The organism is Devosia subaequoris, assembly GCF_014197055.1.
GTDB lineage: Bacteria > Pseudomonadota > Alphaproteobacteria > Rhizobiales > Devosiaceae > Devosia > Devosia subaequoris.
Genome location: NZ_JACIEW010000005.1, coordinates 16,923 through 35,900, shown reverse-complemented (window position 1 = coordinate 35,900; position 18,978 = coordinate 16,923). Strand labels below are relative to the sequence as shown.

The window sequence follows — 18,978 nt, the reverse complement described above, 5'->3', positions numbered from 1 at the left end:
TTCAGTCAGATATTGGAGCCGACACCATGTCCATGACGGACACGATCCACGCCAAGCTCGCCGAAAAATTCGCTCCCCTCCATCTGGAGGTGATCGATGAATCCCAGTCTCACCATGGTCACGCCGGTTGGCGGGAGGGTGGTGAAACCCATTTTCGTGTCAGAATCGCGACCCGCAATTTTGACGGGCTAAGCCGCGTAGCGCAACACCGCGCGGTGATGGACGCACTTGACGATGAATTGAAGTCCAGCGTGCATGCCCTCGCCATCGAGGTGCTGCCGACCTCGACCATATAGTCAATCCGCTGGCGCCTCGCCACCCTCCGTTCGGGGGGTGATGCGCACTTTCGACACCCGCTGCCGGTCCCGCTCCAACACCAGGAACGAAAAGCCATGCGCTTCGACCTGGTGTCCAGGCTCCGGAATGAGCTTGGCCGCATTGATGACAATGCCGGCCACCGTATTGGCGTGCGCATCGGGCAGATCCCAGTCGAGCAGGCGGTTGATGTCGCGAATGGCGATGCTGGCATCGACGATGAAGCTGCCGTCCTCCTGCTTGTCGATGCCGAACACGGCTTCATCGTCCGGCTCGTCATGCTCGTCGGAAATGTCGCCGACGATTTCCTCGATAATGTCTTCGAGCGTCACCAGCCCTTCAAGCACGCCATATTCATCGAGCACCAGCGCCATATGCGAGTGGCGCTTGAGGAATGCCGAAAGCTGCACCTGCACCGCTGTGGATTGGGGAATGAACCAGGGCTTGGACATGATCTGCCGAATATCGACGCGTGAAGCATCGCCATCCACCGCCATCAGCGCCCGCAGCACGTCCTTGGCGTGGATAATGCCGACAATGTCGTCGGTTTCCCCCTGATAGAGTGGAATACGGGTGTAGGCGCTTTCCAGTACCGCCTTGACCAGCTCATCCGCGCTCATGGTGACATCGAGCGCCAGCATCTGGGTGCGGTGCACCATTACATCGCTGACCACCAGGTCACGCAGATCCAGTAGGCCGCCGAGCATGTCGCGGTCGTCCTTGACCACTTCACCCTCCGAATGCAGCAGGTCCAGCGTGCCGCGAATTTCGTCATGACCCGAAATGGCGCTGACATTGCTCGCATCAAGCCCAAACAGCCTGAGGATCGCGTTGACAATGGCCTGAACCGCCAAGGTCACCGGCGCAAACACGATCACCACCACCCGGATCACTGGCGAAACCCCCAGCGCAAAACCATCTGGCCGCATCAACGCCAGCGTCTTGGGCAGCACCTCGGAAAATACCACCACGGCCGCCGTCATGGCGATCGTGGCATAGGCAATGCCCGCCTCACCGAACAGGGCAATCAGCACGCTGGCGGCCAGGGTCGAGGCAAGGATATTGACGATGTTGTTGCCCAGAAGGATCGCCCCGATCAGCCGCTCCTTCTGGCTGGACAATTGCTCGACCAGCGCTGCCCGCTTGTCGCCAGCGCGCGAAAGCTGGTGCATGCGCGCCCGCGAAGCCGCCGTCAGCGCGGTTTCCGAGCCGGAAAAGAAAAAACTCATCGCCAGCAGCAAGAGGATGCCGCCAGAAGTCAGCCAAAGGGTGAGACTCATTTTGCGCGCATCTCCTCCAGAAAGGCCCGAACGGCCTGCGGATCGACTTGTCTCTCGATAAAGGCCTGGCCGATGCCCCGGGTCAGGATAAAGGTCAGCGCGCCGCGCGACACCTTCTTGTCCTGCGCGATTGCCGCCATCAACTCATCTGTTGAGCCAAGCTCGCCCGGAATATCGGCCAAACGCGTCGGCAGACCTGCGGCCTGCAAGTGCGCCGCCACCCGGCCGCTATCCTGCCCCGGCGCCAGCCCGAGCCGGTTGGAAAAACCATGCGCCAGCACCATGCCGATGGCAACGCCTTCACCATGCAACAGGCGGCTCGAATAGCCGGTGTCCTTTTCCAGCGCATGGCCAAAAGTGTGCCCCAGATTGAGCAGGGCGCGGACCCCGGTTTCCTTCTCGTCTGCGATCACCACCCGCGCCTTGTGGGCACAACAGCGGGCAATCGCCTCACCGCGCGCCGGCCCGCCCGAAAAGATCTCGACACGATTGGCTTCGAGCCACTCGAAGAATTCCGGGTCGTCGATCAGCCCATATTTGACCACCTCGGCATAGCCGGCAGCAAATTGACGCGGATCAAGCGTATCGAGTGCTGAAAGATCGGCCAGCACCAGCTTGGGTTGATGGAACGCCCCCACCAGGTTCTTGCCATGCGGCGAATTGATGCCCGTCTTGCCGCCCACCGAGGAATCCACCTGCGCCAGCAGCGAGGTCGGCACCTGCACGAAATCCATGCCACGCCGCGTCACCGCCGCGGCAAACCCGGCCAGATCGCCAACAACGCCGCCGCCCAGTGCGATCACCAGATCGCCGCGCTCCAGCTTGGCGGACAACAGCCCCTCGACCACCTTTTCGAGCATGCCATAGCTCTTGGTGCTCTCCCCGGCCGGCAACACTATGGTGTCATAAGAAAGCCCGGCCGCATCGAGGCCCGCGGTCAGTCGCGGCAATTGCGCGCCGGCAACCATCTCGTCAGTGACGATGCCATAGCGCCGACCCGGGAATTTTTCCGCCAGGATCGCCCCGGCCTCCTCGATCAGTTTCGGGCCGATCAAAATATCATAGGCGCGTTCACCCAGGGCAACATGAACTGTGTGGTCGATCTGGGCCATGAGACTAAGCTTGCTCTTTCTTGAAATGGTTGAGCAGGGCAACAATGACGTCCCCCGCAACATTGTCCTGTGGCACATCGCGGCTGACCACGGTCAGATCGGCCTCGGCATAGATCGGATAGCGATCTTCAATCAGTTTTTCGAGCGTCCCCCTGGGGTCCGCCGTCTTGAGCAAAGGCCGGTTGGCGCGGCGCGAAACCCGCTCGAACAGCAGATCGAGATCGGCCTTGAGCCAGACTGAAACGGCACCGGATTTCACCAGCGCTCTGGTGTCGGGATTGACGAACGCCCCGCCGCCCGTGGCCAGCACGATATCCTTTTCCCTGAGCAGCCGGGCAATCACCCGCATTTCCCCGGCGCGAAACTCGTCCTCGCCACGCTGCTCGAAGATTTCGGGAATGCTCATTTGCGCGGCGCGTTCGATTTCCTCGTCGCTATCGATGAACTGGCGGCCCAGGCGATTGGCAATGCGCCGGCCCACAGTGGTCTTGCCAGCCCCCATCATACCCACCAGCACCAGCGGGCGGCCGTTCAGCCGGCTGGCCAATGCCCGGGCCCGGCTCTGCCGTCCACTGCCATCCGTTCTGCTCAACTGCCGCGCCCTCCGATCACCGCCGCTATCAATCGGTCCCTGCCCGACCTGTCAAGCATACCGGGCCCCTGTTGATCACCAGGCCCTGTTCGGCGAAACTGGAAAAACAAGACAACCGCAACCTTTTGCTCATAGTCTTTTACGCTGTTCCGGCACGTAAGGACCCTCATGCCTTCCCTGATCCGCCTTCTCATCACTCTGATCTTCCTGGGCGGCCTGGCCTTTGCAGGCATGTTCGCCCTGGTGGCCTTTGTCGAACCCACGCCCAAGGAAGTCAGTCAGCGCATTCCGACCCGTGAATTGCTGGGCGAAAGCGAGACCAACCGCCCCGGCGGCAATCTGCCCCAGCCCAATGTAACCTCTGAACCCAGCACCGGCCAATGAGCGGCGGACACCTGATCGGCAGTTTCCTTGAGATGATGAGCGCCGAGCGCGGCGCGGCAGCCAACACCATCGAAGCCTATCGGCGTGACCTCACCCATTACGCCGCTTTCGTTTCAGCGCAGAACCAGACCCTGCTGAGCGCCACGCGCGACACCGTCGCTGCCTGGCTCGATGATCTGAAAACCGAAGGGCTTTCGGCCTCTTCCAGCGCCCGCCGCCTCTCCGCAATACGCCAATTCCACAGGTTTCTTTGTGCCGACGGAATCCGCAGCGACGATCCCACCCGCATCGTCGCCAGCCCAAAATCGCGCCGCGCCTTGCCCAAGGTGCTGTCCCTGGCCGAGGTCGACCGGCTGCTGACCCTGGCCGAAGCCGAAGCCAACACCCCCGCCAGCCCGCAAAAACAGATTGCGGCTCAGCGCCTCTACGTGCTGCTCGAAATGCTCTATGCCACGGGCCTGCGCGTCTCCGAACTCGTCAGCCTGAAGCGCGCCGCCGTGATGCGTGACGCCGCCTTCATCACCGTCACCGGCAAGGGCAACAAGGACCGCGTGGTGCCCATGAACGACCGCGCCCGAGATGCCGTACGCCACTGGATCGGCACGCTTGAGCCCGGCCCCTTTCTTTTTCCTGCCAAGGGCGAGAACGGCCATCTTACCCGCCAGGTCTTTGCCCGTGACCTCAAGGGCCTGGCCGCCCGCGCCGGCATTTCCACCGCCCGAGTGGCTCCACATGTGCTGCGCCACGCCTTTGCCAGTCATTTGCTGGCCGGCGGCGCCGATCTGCGTGTGGTGCAAATGCTGCTCGGCCATGCCGATATTTCCACAACCCAGATCTACACTCATGTGCTGGACGAGAAACTGCGCAATCTCGTGGAAAGCCACCATCCGCTGGCCCGTGGCTGATTTCTGCTCACCAAATCCCAACCATTTCGCGCCCAGAGCTTGACTCGGCATTGCTCCGTCGCCACTTTCCGGCCACTTTAAAGCGCAAGAGCAGCGGGCCATGATGCATGGGTCGCAAACGAGCCTCGTGCCAGAACAATGACCCTTTTGGGCGGTGGGATGCAGTCTTATCTCGATTTTGAAAAACCGGTCGCCGATCTCGAAGCCAAGATCGCCGAATTGAAGTCGATGGCCCAGAGCGATCAGGCCGTATCGATCGACGAAGAAGTGAACCGGCTTTCCGCCCGCGCTGACGAGGCGCTGGTCGAGATCTATCGCAAGTTGACCCCTTGGCAGAAGACCCAGGTGGCGCGTCACCCGCAGCGCCCGCATTTTTCCGACTATGTGCGCTCGCTGATCACCGAATGGACACCGCTGGCCGGTGACCGCAAATTTGGCGAGGACGCTGCGCTGCAGGCCGGCTTCGGTCGCTTCAACGGCACGCCGGTGGCCATTCTTGGCCAGGAAAAGGGCAATTCCACCGAAACCCGTCTCAAGCACAATTTCGGCATGGCCAATCCCGAAGGCTACCGCAAGGCTGTCCGCATCATGGACATGGCGGACCGCTTCTCGGTTCCGGTGATTTCCTTTGTCGATACCTCCGGCGCCTATCCCGGCATCGGTGCCGAGGAACGCGGTCAGGCCGAGGCCATTGCCCGCTCCACCGAAAAAAGTCTCGAACTGGGCGTGCCCAATATCGCCATTGTCATTGGCGAAGGCGGCTCGGGCGGGGCGATCGCCATTGCCACCGCCAATCGCGTGCTGATGCTGGAAAACGCCATCTATTCGGTGATCTCGCCCGAGGCCGGCGCCTCGATCCTGTTCCGCGACGCCGCCAAGGCGCAGGACATGGCCACCGCCCAGAAGATTACCGCCCAGGACCTGCTCGGCTTTGGCGTCATCGATTCCATCATCCCCGAGCCGGCCGGCGGCGCCCATCGCCACCACGGCGCCATCATGGATTCGACCCGCGCCGCCCTGGCCGCCTTCCTCAAGGATTTCGTCGGCAAATCGCGCCTGGAAACCCGCGAACACCGCCGCGAAAAATTCCTCGCCATCGGGACCAACCTGTAATCTGCAGAGGCTTTGGCGCCCAGGCAACGGACTGCTTGAGCGATCCGGCGACGAGCTGCAGACCTCGCACCATGGTCGCGGTTATGCACAAATTCGCGTGATCGCGTCCTGCTTCCGCACTCCACCCGCCCATGATAAAGGCTTCGTTCACCGCAACAGGTCATAGTGCACTAACCATTGGCCCGGTTGCGGGCTGTTCTTGTGACGGGCTGGATCTCCTTGACTGCCACCTTCTTTCACCGCCTCGGCGCTATCATCATTCTGTTGTGGCTGGGCCTGGGCCTCGCCGCATGCTCCAATTTCGTTAAGGGCGGTGACAACCGGCACAACGTGCCGCTGCCCGGCAGTGTGGTGCAGGGTCTGCGCAATATGGGCTCCACCCCCAACGAGGGCATGGTGGTGCGCATGTTCAAGGAAGAATCCGTGCTCGAGGTCTGGAAGAAGACCAGCTCGGGCACCTACAATCTCTTCAAGACCTATGAGATCTGCGCCTATTCGGGCGATCTCGGCCCCAAATTCAAGGAAGGCGACCGCCAGAGCCCGGAAGGCTTCTATACCATCACCCCCGGCCTGATGAATCCGCGCTCAAGCTATTATCTCGCCTTCAACACGGGCTTTCCCAACAAGTTTGATCGCGCCCATGGCCGCACCGGCTCGGACTTGATGGTGCATGGCGATTGCTCATCGCGCGGTTGCTACGCCATGACCGATGCGGGTATTGCCGAGATTTACGCGCTGGCCCGCGAAACCTTCAAGGGCGGCAATTCCAGCTTCCAGCTCCAGATCTTTCCCTTCCGCATGACCACGGCAAACATGGCCAAGCACGCCACCAGCCCGCATATGGACTTCTGGAAGGACATCAAGGAAGGCCATGATTATTTCGAGCTGACCAAAACCCCACCAGTCTGGGACGTCTGCGAGAAGCAATATATCTTCAATCCGACCGCGACCGGCCCGCTCGATGCCGCCGGCCCCTGCCCCCCTTCGGTGCAGACTCCTGCCCTCACCGCCAAGCTCAAGGCCGACGAGGCCGATCTGGCCGCCAAGGCGGAAGCGGCCCGGCTCGCGGCCGAACGAAAGGCAGCCGAAGAAGCAGCGCTCAAGGCCAGGGGTGAGGCCGTGAATGGTTTCTTCTCCGGCATTGGCGAAAATATCGGCGGACTGTTCGGCGCCCCCGACGCTCAAGCCGGCGCCCAAGCAACCACCGGCATGCCGACCGCGACCACCCAGCGCCCTTGATTGGCGGGACCTGTCCGGTCAGGATCATCAGGCGGTCAAAGTTCTGCCCCAGTTGAGGCCGACTGCGGGCCGGCAATGCATGGAAGACCCTGATGGATCAGCCGGACAACGCCAAAGCTGGCAGTGCCCCCCAGGCCGTGGCCATCGATGAAGTGCGCCCCGTCGCGCGGGAAAGATCGTCCACCCGGCACAAGCGCGTCCGGGAGCCCGCCGCGCGCGGCCATGCCCCGCGCCTGCCGGGCCTGCTGGCTTTTGGCGCCGTGCTGTTCGGCATTGCCGCCTTTGCCTTTTCCGGCTGGATTTACACCCAGAGCCGGCAGGACATCCTGCGCCTCTCCACCCAAATAGCCGAACTGCGCGTGAGCCTTGATCTCTACACGCGCAACGGCGCAGAAAACGGCAGCCTCGCATCACTGCAAGACCGGCTAACCGAGCTTGAAGACAGCTTGGCCAGCGCCAGCGTGCCGGTACCCACCACGGCCTCCGCCACCCCGGCAGCGAACCCCACCAGCAGCAATCAGGAAGATTGCCTGCCGGTCGGCATGCGCCTTCTGGTGGCCTCAGGCGACGCCTATGCCGTCTGCGATCAACCCGGAACGATCGATGTCAGCGTTGTCGACAATGGTTATATCACCCTGGCCGATGGCACCTCGGTTCCCTCGGGCGGTTCCATGCCCCTGCCCGGCAGCCCCTGCATGATTGCCGTCACCTCGGGCGGCGATGAGGGCGTCACCGGCTACGCTGAAATCCGCGTGAGCTGCTGAAGCGCCTCAACCGACCGGTGATGCTGACCGGCCATGTTCTGCTAGTGGCTCAAAAGTTCCCTGCCCAAGCCAAGTCGCGGGGAGGAAAAGCGAAAAGGGCGGCCCGAAGACCGCCCTTTGTTGCATCCGTTGCATTCCCCTCAGGCGAAGGCGCCGTGGCAATGCTTGAACTTCTTGCCCGAACCACAGGGGCAAGGCGCATTGCGCGACACGCCCACCAGCAGCTTGGGATCGACCGGCGGCAAGTCGTTGCGACTTGCAGCAGCTTCCCCGCCCGCATCGTTCTCGCCGGTCAGCGGATCGATATGGGTCTGGGTCAGCTTGGCCGGATCGGGCGCCTGCGGCGTTTCCGGCTGGCGGATCTGCAATTCGACATGGCTGATCTGGGTGGTCACCAGTTCGCGCAGATTACCCAGCAGGGCCTGGAACAGCTCATAGGCTTCCTGCTTGTATTCGTTGAGCGGATCGCGCTGGGCGATGCCGCGCCAACCCACCACCTTGGACAGGTGGTCGAGCATCACCAGATGCTCGCGCCAGAGCCCGTCAACCGACTGCAGCAGGATCGACTTTTCCACCTGCCGCATGACCGAGGGCGAATATTTTTCGGTCTTGGCAGCGATATGCGCATCGGCCGCTTCGCGAATGCGCTGTTCCATGACCTCGGCATCGATGCCTTCCTCGGCTGCCCATTCGGCTGCGGGAATTTCGATATTGAGATAGGTCTTTGCGGCGGCGGCGAGCTGCTCGGTGTTCCACTGTTCGGGATAGGAGCGCGGCGGCATCGCCTTGGCTGAGATGTTCTCCACCACATCGTGGCGCATCTCGGTGATGGTCTCGCTGACGTCCTCGGCATCCATGAATTCGAGACGCTGTTCAAAGATCACCTTGCGCTGATCGTTCATCACGTCGTCGTATTTCAGGATGTTCTTGCGGATGTCGAAATTGCGCGCCTCGACCTTGCCCTGAGCCCGTTCGATGGCCTTGGTGACCCAGGGGTGAGTGATGCTCTCGCCCTGTTCGAGCCCCAGCTTGCCCAGCATGGAATCCATCGAATCCACCGGGAAGATCCGCATCAGATCGTCCTGCAGGCTGAGGAAGAATTTCGAGTGCCCCGGATCGCCCTGGCGGCCCGAACGGCCACGCAGCTGGTTGTCGATGCGGCGGCTTTCATGCCGCTCGGTTCCGATCACCATCAACCCGCCGGCGGCCAGTGCCTTGGCCTTGTCCTCGGCGATCTTGGCTTTGATCTGCTCGATCTTTTTCTCGCGCGCTTCGCCTTCGAGTTCACTCGCCTCACGCTGGATGCGCATTTCGAGATTGCCGCCAAGCTGAATGTCGGTTCCGCGACCAGCCATATTGGTGGCAATGGTGATGGCGCCCGGCAGGCCCGCATCGGCGACGATATAGGCCTCCTGCTCGTGATGACGGGCATTGAGCACGTTCATCTGCCCCACATTCTTCTTGCGCAGGATTTCCGCCAGCATCTCGCTCTTTTCGATCGAGGTGGTGCCCACCAGCACGGGCTGGCCACGGTCCTGGCATTCCTTGATCAGTTCGGCGATAGCCTCGAATTTTTCTTCAGCCGTGCGATAGATCGCGTCGTCCTCATCGATCCGCTGGATCGGCACATTGGTCGGCACCGTGGTGACGCCCAGGCTGTAGATATCGGCAAATTCTTCGGCCTCGGTCGCCGCCGTACCGGTCATGCCGGCCAGCTTCTTATAGAGGCGGAAATAGTTCTGGAAGGTGATGGAGGCCAGTGTCTGGTTCTCAGCCTGGATCTTGACCTGTTCCTTGGCCTCGAGCGCCTGGTGCAGGCCTTCCGAATAGCGGCGGCCCGGCATCATGCGGCCGGAAAACTCGTCAATGATCACCACTTCGCCGCCTTCCGGCGTCTGGCGGACGATATAGTCCTTGTCCTTGCGGAACAGCTTGTGGGCGCGCAGGGCCGAATTGGCATGGTGCACCAGGGCCACGTTCTCCACATCATACATGGATTCGCCGCGCAGCAGCTCTGCCTCGCGCAGCGCCGCCTCGAGCTTTTCCACGCCCTGATCGGTAAAGGTCGCGGCGCGATGCTTCTCGTCCAGTTCATAATCGCCCTCGCCGATCACCTCGATCAGCTTGTCGATCTTCACGTACAATTCGGAACGATCTTCGGACGGGCCCGAAATGATCAGCGGCGTGCGCGCCTCATCGACTAGGATCGAATCCACTTCGTCGACAATGGCGAACTCATGGCCGCGCTGCACCATCTGGGCGCGCGTATACTTCATATTGTCGCGCAGATAGTCGAAGCCGAGCTCGTTATTGGTGCCATAGGTGATGTCGGCGGCATAGGCAGCCTTGCGCTCGGCATCGGTCAGCCCATGCACGATCACGCCATAGGACAGACCGAGGAAATTGTAGATCTGGCCCATCCACTGCGCGTCGCGCCGCACCAGATAGTCATTGACCGTCACCAGATGCGCGCCCTTGCCGGTCAGCGCATTGAGATACATCGGCAGCGTCGCCACCAGCGTCTTGCCTTCACCGGTGCGCATTTCGGCGATGGAGCGGTCATTCATCACCATGCCGCCGATCAGCTGCACATCGAAATGCCGCATGCCCAGCACGCGCTTGCTGGCCTCGCGCACCGTGGCAAAGGCGGGCACGATCAAATCGTCGAGCTTGACGCCCTGTTCGAGCTGTGCCTTGAACTCGGCTGTACGCGCCTTGAGCTCATCGTCGCTGAGCTTGGCCAACTCCGGTTCCAGCGCGTTGATCGCCGCGACCTTCCCCTGGTACCGCTTGACCTGCCTGTCTGAGGTCGTCCCGAAGAATTTCCGGGCAAGCGCAGCAAGTGCCATTGTTTTAAGGTCCTTTGTTTGTGAGCGGCGGGGCTGGTGGAGCGGGCGGCCTGCAATAAATGCGGGCGCTAGCGGGCCCCGTTTCGCCTCGTCACAACTTGGGGAACCCTTCTCGGTTCCCTCTTGCGGATTAAGCGCATGGTCCCAGCCTCGCTTTTCGGGCGCTTGTGGCGGTCCCATGCTCAATGAAAAGCGGCTGAGATGTAAGAGTGGGGGTCAGGCTTGTCAACGTATCGGAAATGGGCCACACCTTCGGCACCCGTGCGGCCAGGCGGCGACAAGCGCGCCCGATGACACTTGGGTGATCGCGGCCCCGTCCGGCACATTTTGGCCCCCTTGCCATGCGAGCGGGAAGCCGAAAATTCTGACCATGCTGGCCATGCCCCTTGCAGGCCCGCCAAGGAGACACGAGATTCCCATGTCCTTTACCCCCCAGCGCCTGCTGCGTGCCGCCAGCCTCGCCGTCCTTCTGACTGCCGCCCCGGCCCTTTGCGCCCTGGCGCAGGACGCCGCTGCACCCGTCGATCCCACCGCCGTTGTCGCCACCGTTGGCGATGAGACCATCACCGAGGGCGATCTGGGCTTTGCCGCCGAGGATATGGCCCAGGAACTCTCGCAAATGCCGCCCGAAGAGCGCCGCGCTTTCCTTGTGCGCGTTCTGATCGACATGAAAGTGATGTCCGCCGCCGCCCGCGATGCCGGCATGGACCAGACCGAGATCTTCGCTCAGCGCCGTGACTATCTTGAGGAACGCGCCCTCCGCCGGGCCTATTTCGCCGAGGCCATTGCCGCTTCCGTGACCGACGAGGCGATCCAGGCCGAATATGACGCCTTCGTCGAACAGTTCGAGCCGGTCGATGAGGTCCGCGCCAGCCACATCCTGGTCGAGAGCGAAGAGGAGGCCAACAGCCTCAAGACCGAACTCGACGGCGGCGCCGATTTTGCCGCCCTGGCCCGCGAGCACTCAATCGATCCCGGCGCGGCCAATGGCGGCGATCTGGGCTTTTTCGGTCGCGGCATGATGGTGCAGCCTTTCGAGGAGGCTGCCTTTGCGCTCGAAGAAGGTGCCGTTTCCGCGCCCGTACAGTCCCAGTTCGGCTGGCACATCATCCGGCTTGACGAAAAGCGTCAGTCGGCCCCGCCGGCTTTCGAGCAGGTGGCTCCGCAGATCCAGAACCAGCTCCTGATGCGCACCTTCTCCGAACAGGTTGAGGAACTGATGGCTGGCGTCGAAGTCACCATCGAGGATGCCGATCTCAAGGCCAAGTTCGACGCCCAGGAAGCGGAAGAGAACGCTGCCGCGAGCCAATAACTTCGGCCATTCACAACACGGAAAAGCCCGGCCAACGTGCCGGGCTTTTTGTTGTGCCTGCGGCAAGGACGCGGCCCGGCTCCGGCCTACCCCCGATAGCCCGGCACGCCCTTCAAAATCATATTGACCACCTGCGGCACCCGGTTCATGGCTTCATCCAATTGCCCTAGCAGCAGATGATGCCAGGCGAAGGACACCACCAGGTCGATCATCAGTTCGGCGTCGGTTTCTTCGGGCACTTCGCCCCGCGCCTTTGCCCGCTCGACAATGCGCGCTGAATGGAGCTTTCTCTCGGCCTGATAGGCCTGCAGCAGCTCGGCGGCGTCCTTGTCAGTCTGGGCTTCGGCCACCACGGCCCGATAGACCGTGCCGCACAGGCTCCCCTGCCAGAAGCCCAGCAGGTGGTTTTCGAGAAAGCTGACAAGATCCCCGCGCAGCGTTCCGGTATCGGGAAAGCTCTTGGCATTCTTGAACCGCTTGTAGACATCCAGCATCAGCGCCGTGCGATGCGGCCACCAGCGATAAATGGTCGGCTTGCCGGCCCGCGCGCGCCGCGCCACCGCCTCGATGGAAAAGCCGGCAATGCCGTTTTCGCGCAGCAGCGCCTCGGCCGCGTCCAGGATTGCTTCCTGGCTGGCCGGATTGCGCCGCGCGCCGATCGACCGCCTGGCGGTCTCCTCATGGTCCACGTTGATGTCCAGTTCATTGTTCATGGCTTTCTCTATGGCGCAAAACAGGCAATGAGAAAAGACTTGAACGAAACGGCTCGTTTCGATATATAACGAAACGTAGCGTTTCGATTGGAGCTCCCATGTCCCTCCCTGCCCGTCTCCGCCTCACCCTGTTGATGACCCTGGCCGTTTATCCAGTGGTGACCCTCTATCTCTACGTGCTGATGCCCCTCACCAATGGCTGGGACATCTGGCAGCGCAGCCTCGTCCTGGTCCCAATGATGTCGGCCACCATCGTCTTGCTTGTCGTGCCCTTTATCAACAAGCGCTTTTCCACCTTCATTGCAGGACGCAAGGCAGCAACGGCCTGACCCCCACAGCTCTGGCGACGGCGGCCTGGCATCTCTGCCGCCCACGCCTTGGAACTTATTGAGCTTTTGTGATTTACTCCTCCTTAAGGGTCAAAGGGGGGCGCCATGTTCAAGAGCTTTGTCATCAATCCGCCGGTCTTTTTCGGCTCGGTACTCATCATCGCTGTGTTCCTGGCCGTTGGCGTGATCTTTCCCGCCAGCGCCGGTTCGTTCTTCAGCGCTCTGCAATCATGGATCCTCACCAGCTTCGGCTGGCTCTATCTGCTTTCGGTCGGCATTTTCCTGGTGGCTGTCCTCCTGTTCAGCCTGGGCCGCTATGGGCGTCTCAAGCTTGGCCCGGACGATTCCACCCCCGATTTCAAGTTCACCTCATGGATCGCCATGCTCTTTGCCGCGGGCATGGGCATCGGCCTGATGTTCTATGCGGTGGGCGAACCCATGACCCATTTCATGGCCCCGCCAACCGCCGAGCCGCGCACCATCGAGGCGATGCGCGAAGCCATGAGTGTCACCTTCTTCCACTGGGGCATTCATGCCTGGGGCATCTATGCCGTAGTCGGCCTGTCGCTGGCCTATTTCGGCTATCGCTACAATCTGCCGCTGACCATCCGCTCCGGCCTTTATCCGCTGCTCAAGGAGCGCATCAACGGCCCCATCGGCCATGCCGTCGACATTTTCGCCATTGTCGGCACCATGTTCGGCATCGCCACTTCGCTGGGCCTTGGCGTCAGCCAGATCAATGCAGGGCTCAATTATCTGCTCGGCGTCCCGATCGGCCCCATGGTGCAATTGCCGCTGATCGCCGTGATCACCGCGCTCGCTACCGTTTCGGTCGTAACCGGGCTGGACAAGGGCGTGCGCATTCTCTCCGAGACCAATCTGGTCGTCGCGATCTTGCTGATGTTCTTCGTGCTCTTTGTCGGTCCGACCGCCGATCTGTTCCGCGATTTCGTGCAGAATTTGGGCCTCTATCTCGATACCCTGGTGCTGCGCACCTTCAATATCTACGCTTATGAACCCACCCCATGGGTTGATGGCTGGACCCTGTTTTACTGGGCCTGGTGGATTTCCTGGTCGCCCTTTGTCGGCATGTTCATTGCCCGCATCTCGCGTGGCCGCACCGTGCGCGAATTCGTCACCGCTGTGCTGTTCATCCCGGCCGGCTTCACCTTCTTCTGGATGACCGTGTTCGGCAATACCGGCATCTTCATCGATACCGGTATAGCCGCCGGTGAACTGGGCAACGCCATAGCCAATGACGTGTCGGTGGGCCTGTTCCAGTTCTTCACCTATCTGCCCTTCCCGGCGATCACCTCGACCCTGGCCATTCTCCTGGTGGCGATCTTCTTCATCACCTCCTCGGACTCCGGATCCCTGGTGGTCGATTCCATCGCGGCAGGCGGCGAAACCGCCACCACCACCGGCCAGCGCGTCTTCTGGTGCGTCATGGAGGGTGTGGTCGCCGCCAGCCTCTTGCTGGCCGGGGGGTTGGGGGCCCTGCAATCGGCAACCATTGCCAGTGCCCTGCCCTTCACCTTTGTCATGCTGGCCCTGGTCTGGGCCCTGTTCGTCGGCATGCGCGCCGACCTCGCCCAGCAGGACGCCCACGCGGTGACCGCCTTCGCACCGGCCCAGCCCGCCTCCGGGGTCACCTGGCAACGACGTCTGGGCTTGATGCTGCGGGCGCCGGGCCAGCGCGAAGTCGAGCAGTTCCTCGAAAAGGAAGTGCGTCCAGCCCTCACCCAGGTTGCCAGTGAACTGACCCAAGGGGGGCGCCCCGCCGAAGTTGTGGACGAAGACGGCGGCGCTATTGCCCTGCGCGCGCCAGCAGAAGGCATGCGCGACTTCGTCTATGGCGTGAGCCTGGCCAGTCAGCCCATGCCGATCCTCGCCCCCCTCAGTGGCGGCAAGCCCGATCTGCGCTACGAGGCCCGCACCTATTTCTCCAGCGGTGGGAAGGGCTACGACATCATGGGCATGCATCGCGACCAGATCATCGCCGACGTTCTGGTGCAGTTCGAACGCTATCTGCACCTGACCCACTCGACGGAGTCGCAAATCCTGCATGCGGCGCCGGAGCACCCCAGCGGGACGTGACCGAGGCCCTCAGACCTCTGCGGCGGGCGTCTTGCGCCCGTCGCAGCTTTGGGGCACACCCTTGTCAGCTTATTGCCCCGCTTAAGGTTTCTGCCCATGGCTGCCCATCCGGTTTCCCCGCTCGCCCCCAAATCCTATCCGGACCTGCCCGCAATCGAGGGCGTGCGCTTCGCCACCGCTGAAGCCGGCATCAAATACAAGAACCGCACCGATGTGCTGCTGATGGCCTTTGACGAAGGCACTGTCGCGGCCGGCGTTCTCACCCGCTCCAAATGCTCTTCGGCCGCCGTAGATTGGTGCCGCGCCAACCTGCCGGGCGGCAGGGCGCGTGGCCTGGTGGTCAATTCGGGCAATGCCAACGCCTTTACCGGGATCAAAGGCAAGGATTCCGTGCAGCAGACCGCCCAGATTGCCGCCGAGGCCCTCGGCTGTTCGACCGACCAGATTTTTCTCGCCTCCACCGGTGTGATCGGCGAACCGCTCGACGCCTCCAAATTTGCCGGCGTACTGGATGAAACCGCCACCCGCATGGCCGCCACGCCGTGGATCGACCCGGCCAAAGCCATCATGACCACCGACACCTATCCCAAGCTGTCGGGCGCTGTACTCGAGATCGACGGCGTTGAGGTCAAAATCAACGGCATCGCCAAGGGCTCGGGCATGATCGCGCCGGACATGGCCACCATGCTCAGCTTCGTGGTCACCGACATGCCCATCGCGGCCGATGTGTTGCAGGCCCTGCTCGTCAAGCACAACCAGACCAGCTTCAATGCCATCACCGTCGATAGCGACACCTCGACCTCCGACACCCTGCTCGCCTTTGCCACCGGCAAGGCCCAGGTCGAGCCCATATTGAGCCTTGACGATCCCCGCGCCGAAATTTTCGGCCAGGCCCTGTCCGACGTCCTGTTCGAACTCGCCATCCATGTGGTCCGCGACGGCGAAGGCGCCACCAAGCAGGTCTCTGTGCATGTCGAAGGGGCGGTTTCCGACCAGAGCGCCTTCCGCGTTGCCAAGGCCATTGCCGACTCGCCGCTGGTCAAAACCGCCATTGCCGGCGAAGACGCCAATTGGGGCCGCGTGGTCATGGCCGTGGGCAAGGCGGGCGAACCGGCCGACCGCGACAAGCTCACCATCCGCTTCGGCGATCTGGTCGTTGCCCGCAATGGCGAGCGCGCCACCGGCTATGACGAGGCCGCCACCAGCGCCTATATGAAGGGCGAAGAGCTCGAACTCACCGTCTCCCTCGGTCTCGGCGACGGCGCAGCCACGGTCTATACCTGCGACCTCACCCACGGCTACATCACCATCAATGGCGACTACCGGAGCTGATGTGAGCCTGCCCGCGGTCGAAACCTTCGAGCGCGCCGGGCTGCTCGCCTGGCCGGGCATCGAGGTCGACTGGGACGGCGCCTGGGTGCGCCGTGCCGCCAATGGCTACACCAAGCGCGCCAATTCCATTCAATGCTTCGACCCCGCTGACCAAGGCGAGGCCGAGGTCCGTCTGGCACAGGCAGTGGATTGGTTGACAGAGCGCAACCTGCCACCGGTCGTGCGCACCACCCCGCTCGAAAGCCCGGCGCTGACCGCGGCTCTTGATGCTGCCAACTGGCGCCGCATCGACCTCAGCCACCTCTACGCTATGCCGCTCACCCCCCAACAACCCGATCCAGGCGGCACCATTCTCGATCTGGCTGACCCGCTGTTTCTTTCAGCCCAACGCGATCTGCAGCATTACCAGCCCGACCAGATGCACAAGCTTCAGTCCCTTCTGGCCAGCATGACCGTCCCGGCCTGTGGCATTGTCGTCGAGCGGGAGGGCAATGTCGTCGCCTCGGGCCTCATGGCCATCGCCGATGGCATCGTCATTACCGGCAATGTCATCACCGATCCGGCGCGCCGCCGGCAGGGCCTGGCCGCCGCCATGATGCGCACGGGTCTTTCCTGGGCGAATGCTAAGGGCGCCCGTTTTGCCGCCCTCAACGTGCAGGCCGACAACGCCGCCGCCAAGGCGCTCTACGCGTCCCTCGGCTATACCCACCAATATGACTACTCATACCGCATCCCCGGAGGCCCCGCGTGACCGACAAACCCCTGCTGCTCGTGGTCGCCTGTGCCCTGGTGGATGCTGACCGCCGGGTGCTGATCGCCCAGCGCCCCGAGGGAAAATCCATGGCCGGTCTGTGGGAATTTCCCGGCGGCAAGGTCGAGCCGGGTGAAACTCCCGAAGCCGCCCTGATACGCGAATTGCGCGAAGAACTGGAAATCGAGACGAAAGAGGCGTGCCTGGCGCCACTTTCCTTTGCCAGCCACTCCTACGAGAAGATGCACCTGCTGATGCCGCTCTATGTCTGCCGCAAATGGCAGGGCACACCGCATACCGCCGAGCACAAGGCGCTCAAATGGGTCCGTCCGCAAGCCTTGCGCGACTATCCCATGCCGCCAGCCGACGAACCCCTGATCGCCGCCCTCTGCGACCTCCTCTAGCCGCTCGCGGCCCCTAGGGCCGCGCCACCACCTTGTAGCGCTGTCCCGGCACCAGCGGATCGCCGGGATAGAGATCGTTGATGATGTAGAACAACTCGCGCGCATTGCCGATATTGGCCATCTGTCCGGCCAGCCGGTCGGCCGTGTCGCCCGCCCGCGCGGTAACCAGCTTGATAGCCAGCCGCCGGATCTGGCTGAGATCGGAGGCATTGGTGCGCCGGAAGCTCTCCAGCGTTGCCTGGGCCCCTTGCGCAAAGCGCAGGCTATCGCTCTTGGCGGCAAAGATGAAACGGTAGACTTCGCCATCGAGCCGCATCACCGCGACCCGGAAGAACCATTGATCGGTTTGGGCCAGGCCCGACGCCATTTCGATGCCGTTGTGCACACTGGCCGTTACCGTGTCGGCCTTGAGCCCGGCTATCCAGCCCGACTTCAGATAATCGGTCAGCGACATGCTCGACTGCACCTGCGCGCTGTCGAAGCGTACCGCCTCGCCATCACCGGCCACCCCGACCACGGCACTCTGCGAGGTCTGCAGGCTATAGCCCTGCGGCACGGTGAAGGTGAACTTGCTGGCCGGATGAATGAAGCGCTGCCCTACAATCGACCCCTGCGCCGGGCTGTCACCGAAGCTGAGCCCGGAAATGGCCGACAGATAGCCTTCGCGATCGGACTCGCCGACCCCGGTCGGGCCGAACATCGAGCGCGCGGTGTTCATCGCCGTCTCGATCCGCGCCGGGGTCGAGGGATGCGAGGACAGGAAGCCATCGCTGCCACTGACCGCACCGGCCGAGAACGCCGCAAATCGGCTCATTACCCCCAGGAAGCGCGCCGCCGCCTGCGGGTCGTACCCGGCCTTGCCGGCAAATTTGATACCTTCCCGGTCGGCGTCCAGCTCCTGGCTCCGGCTGAATGCCGCAAGCTCTTCGCGGGTCCGATTGGCGCTGGCATCAGTCGAGGTATCGCCGCCAAAAATGCCGGTAATCACCCGGTCGACAATCTGGGTCTGACGCGTCCGGTCGGTCCGTGCCCGCGCATGGCGCAGGGTCACATGGGCGATTTCATGCGCCAGCACCGCCGCCAGTTCGCTGGTGTCCGACGCCAGGGCGAGAATGCCGCGTGTGACATAGATATAGCCGCCAGGCAGCGCGAAGGCATTGACCTCGGACGTATCGAGAATGGTCACTTGATATTTCGCGTCGGGCTGATTGGCGGCGGCCAATAGCCGACCGACAATGCGGGCCACCATGATTTCGGCCGGCCGGTCTTCATAGACACCGCCATAGGCCGAAACGATACGCGGATGCTCGCGCAGGCCGAGCACGGAATCGTCCGGGTCAGTTCCTTCCGGCACCACAATCGGGGCCGGGTTGTCGCCCGTGCGCGCCACATTGACGCCGGAACCGACCAGCGTCGAACACGCCGTCAGCGCCACAAGGCTTATGGCCAGCGCCCCCATACGCACAAACTTGCTATCCATTCGCGCG

At 62.5% G+C, this 18,978-nt stretch carries 18 protein-coding genes; 12 read left to right on the top strand and 6 right to left on the bottom strand.

All coding sequences use genetic code 11. From position 1 onward, the window contains the following. The first annotated feature begins 26 nt into the window (after window positions 1-26). Window positions 27-296, top strand: a complete 270-nt coding sequence (locus GGR20_RS10765; RefSeq protein ID WP_183311270.1) for a BolA family protein — start codon at window positions 27-29, stop codon at window positions 294-296. Here the strand turns inward: GGR20_RS10765 and GGR20_RS10760 are convergent, their stop codons facing one another. The 3 genes from GGR20_RS10760 to GGR20_RS10750 are packed head-to-tail and all read right to left on the bottom strand — an operon-like array spanning window position 297 to window position 3,299. Beyond that, a complete protein-coding gene (locus GGR20_RS10760; protein ID WP_183311269.1) occupies window positions 297-1,595 on the bottom strand; it encodes an HlyC/CorC family transporter in 1,299 nt (432 codons plus the stop codon). Next, window positions 1,592-2,707 carry a 3-dehydroquinate synthase gene (aroB, locus tag GGR20_RS10755; protein WP_183311268.1) on the bottom strand — a complete coding sequence of 372 codons (1,116 nt, stop codon included), beginning with the start codon at window positions 2,705-2,707 and terminating at the stop codon, window positions 1,592-1,594. The genes GGR20_RS10760 and aroB overlap by 4 nt, the downstream gene beginning before the upstream one ends. 4 nt (window positions 2,708-2,711) lie before the next feature. Then, window positions 2,712-3,299: a shikimate kinase gene (locus GGR20_RS10750; RefSeq protein ID WP_183311267.1), complete on the bottom strand. Its 588-nt coding sequence runs from the start codon at window positions 3,297-3,299 to the stop codon at window positions 2,712-2,714. A gap of 168 nt (window positions 3,300-3,467) precedes the next feature. Between GGR20_RS10750 and GGR20_RS19100 the strand changes: the two genes are divergently transcribed. The 5 genes from GGR20_RS19100 (at window position 3,468) to GGR20_RS10725 (ending at window position 7,704) form a co-directional block, all read left to right on the top strand. After that, window positions 3,468-3,683: a histidine kinase gene (locus GGR20_RS19100; protein WP_338084723.1), complete on the top strand. Its 216-nt coding sequence runs from the start codon at window positions 3,468-3,470 to the stop codon at window positions 3,681-3,683. Further along, entirely contained in the window at window positions 3,680-4,588 is a 909-nt protein-coding gene (locus tag GGR20_RS10740) for a site-specific tyrosine recombinase XerD (protein WP_183311266.1), read from the top strand. The genes GGR20_RS19100 and GGR20_RS10740 overlap by 4 nt, the downstream gene beginning before the upstream one ends. A 159-nt stretch (window positions 4,589-4,747) precedes the next feature. After that, a complete protein-coding gene (locus GGR20_RS10735; RefSeq protein ID WP_183311265.1) occupies window positions 4,748-5,701 on the top strand; it encodes an acetyl-CoA carboxylase carboxyltransferase subunit alpha in 954 nt (317 codons plus the stop codon). A gap of 219 nt (window positions 5,702-5,920) precedes the next feature. Beyond that, window positions 5,921-6,940 carry a L,D-transpeptidase family protein gene (locus tag GGR20_RS19240; RefSeq protein ID WP_183311264.1) on the top strand — a complete coding sequence of 340 codons (1,020 nt, stop codon included), beginning with the start codon at window positions 5,921-5,923 and terminating at the stop codon, window positions 6,938-6,940. Window positions 6,941-7,032: 92 nt separating this feature from the next. Further along, on the top strand, window positions 7,033-7,704 hold the full coding sequence (locus GGR20_RS10725) for a hypothetical protein (RefSeq protein ID WP_183311263.1): 672 nt from the start codon (window positions 7,033-7,035) through the stop codon (window positions 7,702-7,704). Between the two features lie 140 nt (window positions 7,705-7,844). On the opposite strand, the gene secA is transcribed toward GGR20_RS10725, so the two are convergent. Then, window positions 7,845-10,553 carry a preprotein translocase subunit SecA gene (secA, locus tag GGR20_RS10720; RefSeq protein ID WP_183311262.1) on the bottom strand — a complete coding sequence of 903 codons (2,709 nt, stop codon included), beginning with the start codon at window positions 10,551-10,553 and terminating at the stop codon, window positions 7,845-7,847. A 418-nt stretch (window positions 10,554-10,971) separates the two neighbouring features. Here secA and GGR20_RS10715 point away from each other — a divergent pair, with 418 nt between their 5' ends. Continuing rightward, window positions 10,972-11,865, top strand: coding sequence for a peptidylprolyl isomerase (locus tag GGR20_RS10715; protein ID WP_183311261.1), 894 nt, complete (start codon window positions 10,972-10,974; stop codon window positions 11,863-11,865). 86 nt (window positions 11,866-11,951) lie between these two features. Here GGR20_RS10715 and GGR20_RS10710 read toward each other — a convergent pair whose 3' ends face one another. After that, the gene (locus tag GGR20_RS10710) at window positions 11,952-12,578 is read right to left on the bottom strand and encodes a TetR/AcrR family transcriptional regulator (protein WP_183311260.1); all 627 of its coding nucleotides are present in this window, start codon (window positions 12,576-12,578) and stop codon (window positions 11,952-11,954) included. 98 nt (window positions 12,579-12,676) lie between these two features. Here GGR20_RS10710 and GGR20_RS10705 point away from each other — a divergent pair, with 98 nt between their 5' ends. The 5 genes from GGR20_RS10705 to mutT all read left to right on the top strand — a co-directional run bounded on the left by GGR20_RS10705 (window position 12,677) and on the right by mutT (window position 17,491). Then, window positions 12,677-12,907 (top strand): putative antibiotic biosynthesis monooxygenase, encoded by a 231-nt coding sequence (locus GGR20_RS10705; RefSeq protein ID WP_183311259.1) that lies wholly within the window; start codon window positions 12,677-12,679, stop codon window positions 12,905-12,907. A 105-nt stretch (window positions 12,908-13,012) separates the two neighbouring features. Further along, window positions 13,013-15,004 carry a BCCT family transporter gene (locus tag GGR20_RS10700; protein ID WP_183311258.1) on the top strand — a complete coding sequence of 664 codons (1,992 nt, stop codon included), beginning with the start codon at window positions 13,013-13,015 and terminating at the stop codon, window positions 15,002-15,004. A gap of 96 nt (window positions 15,005-15,100) precedes the next feature. Next, the gene (gene argJ / locus GGR20_RS10695) at window positions 15,101-16,336 is read left to right on the top strand and encodes a bifunctional glutamate N-acetyltransferase/amino-acid acetyltransferase ArgJ (protein ID WP_183311257.1); all 1,236 of its coding nucleotides are present in this window, start codon (window positions 15,101-15,103) and stop codon (window positions 16,334-16,336) included. A 1-nt stretch (window position 16,337) separates the two neighbouring features. Beyond that, window positions 16,338-17,087 carry a GNAT family N-acetyltransferase gene (locus tag GGR20_RS10690; protein WP_183311256.1) on the top strand — a complete coding sequence of 250 codons (750 nt, stop codon included), beginning with the start codon at window positions 16,338-16,340 and terminating at the stop codon, window positions 17,085-17,087. Further along, on the top strand, window positions 17,084-17,491 hold the full coding sequence (gene mutT, locus GGR20_RS10685) for an 8-oxo-dGTP diphosphatase MutT (RefSeq protein ID WP_183311255.1): 408 nt from the start codon (window positions 17,084-17,086) through the stop codon (window positions 17,489-17,491). Before GGR20_RS10690 ends, mutT begins: the two co-directional genes overlap by 4 nt. A gap of 13 nt (window positions 17,492-17,504) precedes the next feature. On the opposite strand, the gene GGR20_RS10680 is transcribed toward mutT, so the two are convergent. After that, window positions 17,505-18,971, bottom strand: a complete 1,467-nt coding sequence (locus GGR20_RS10680; RefSeq protein WP_183311254.1) for a M48 family metalloprotease — start codon at window positions 18,969-18,971, stop codon at window positions 17,505-17,507. Window positions 18,972-18,978: the final 7 nt, after the last annotated feature.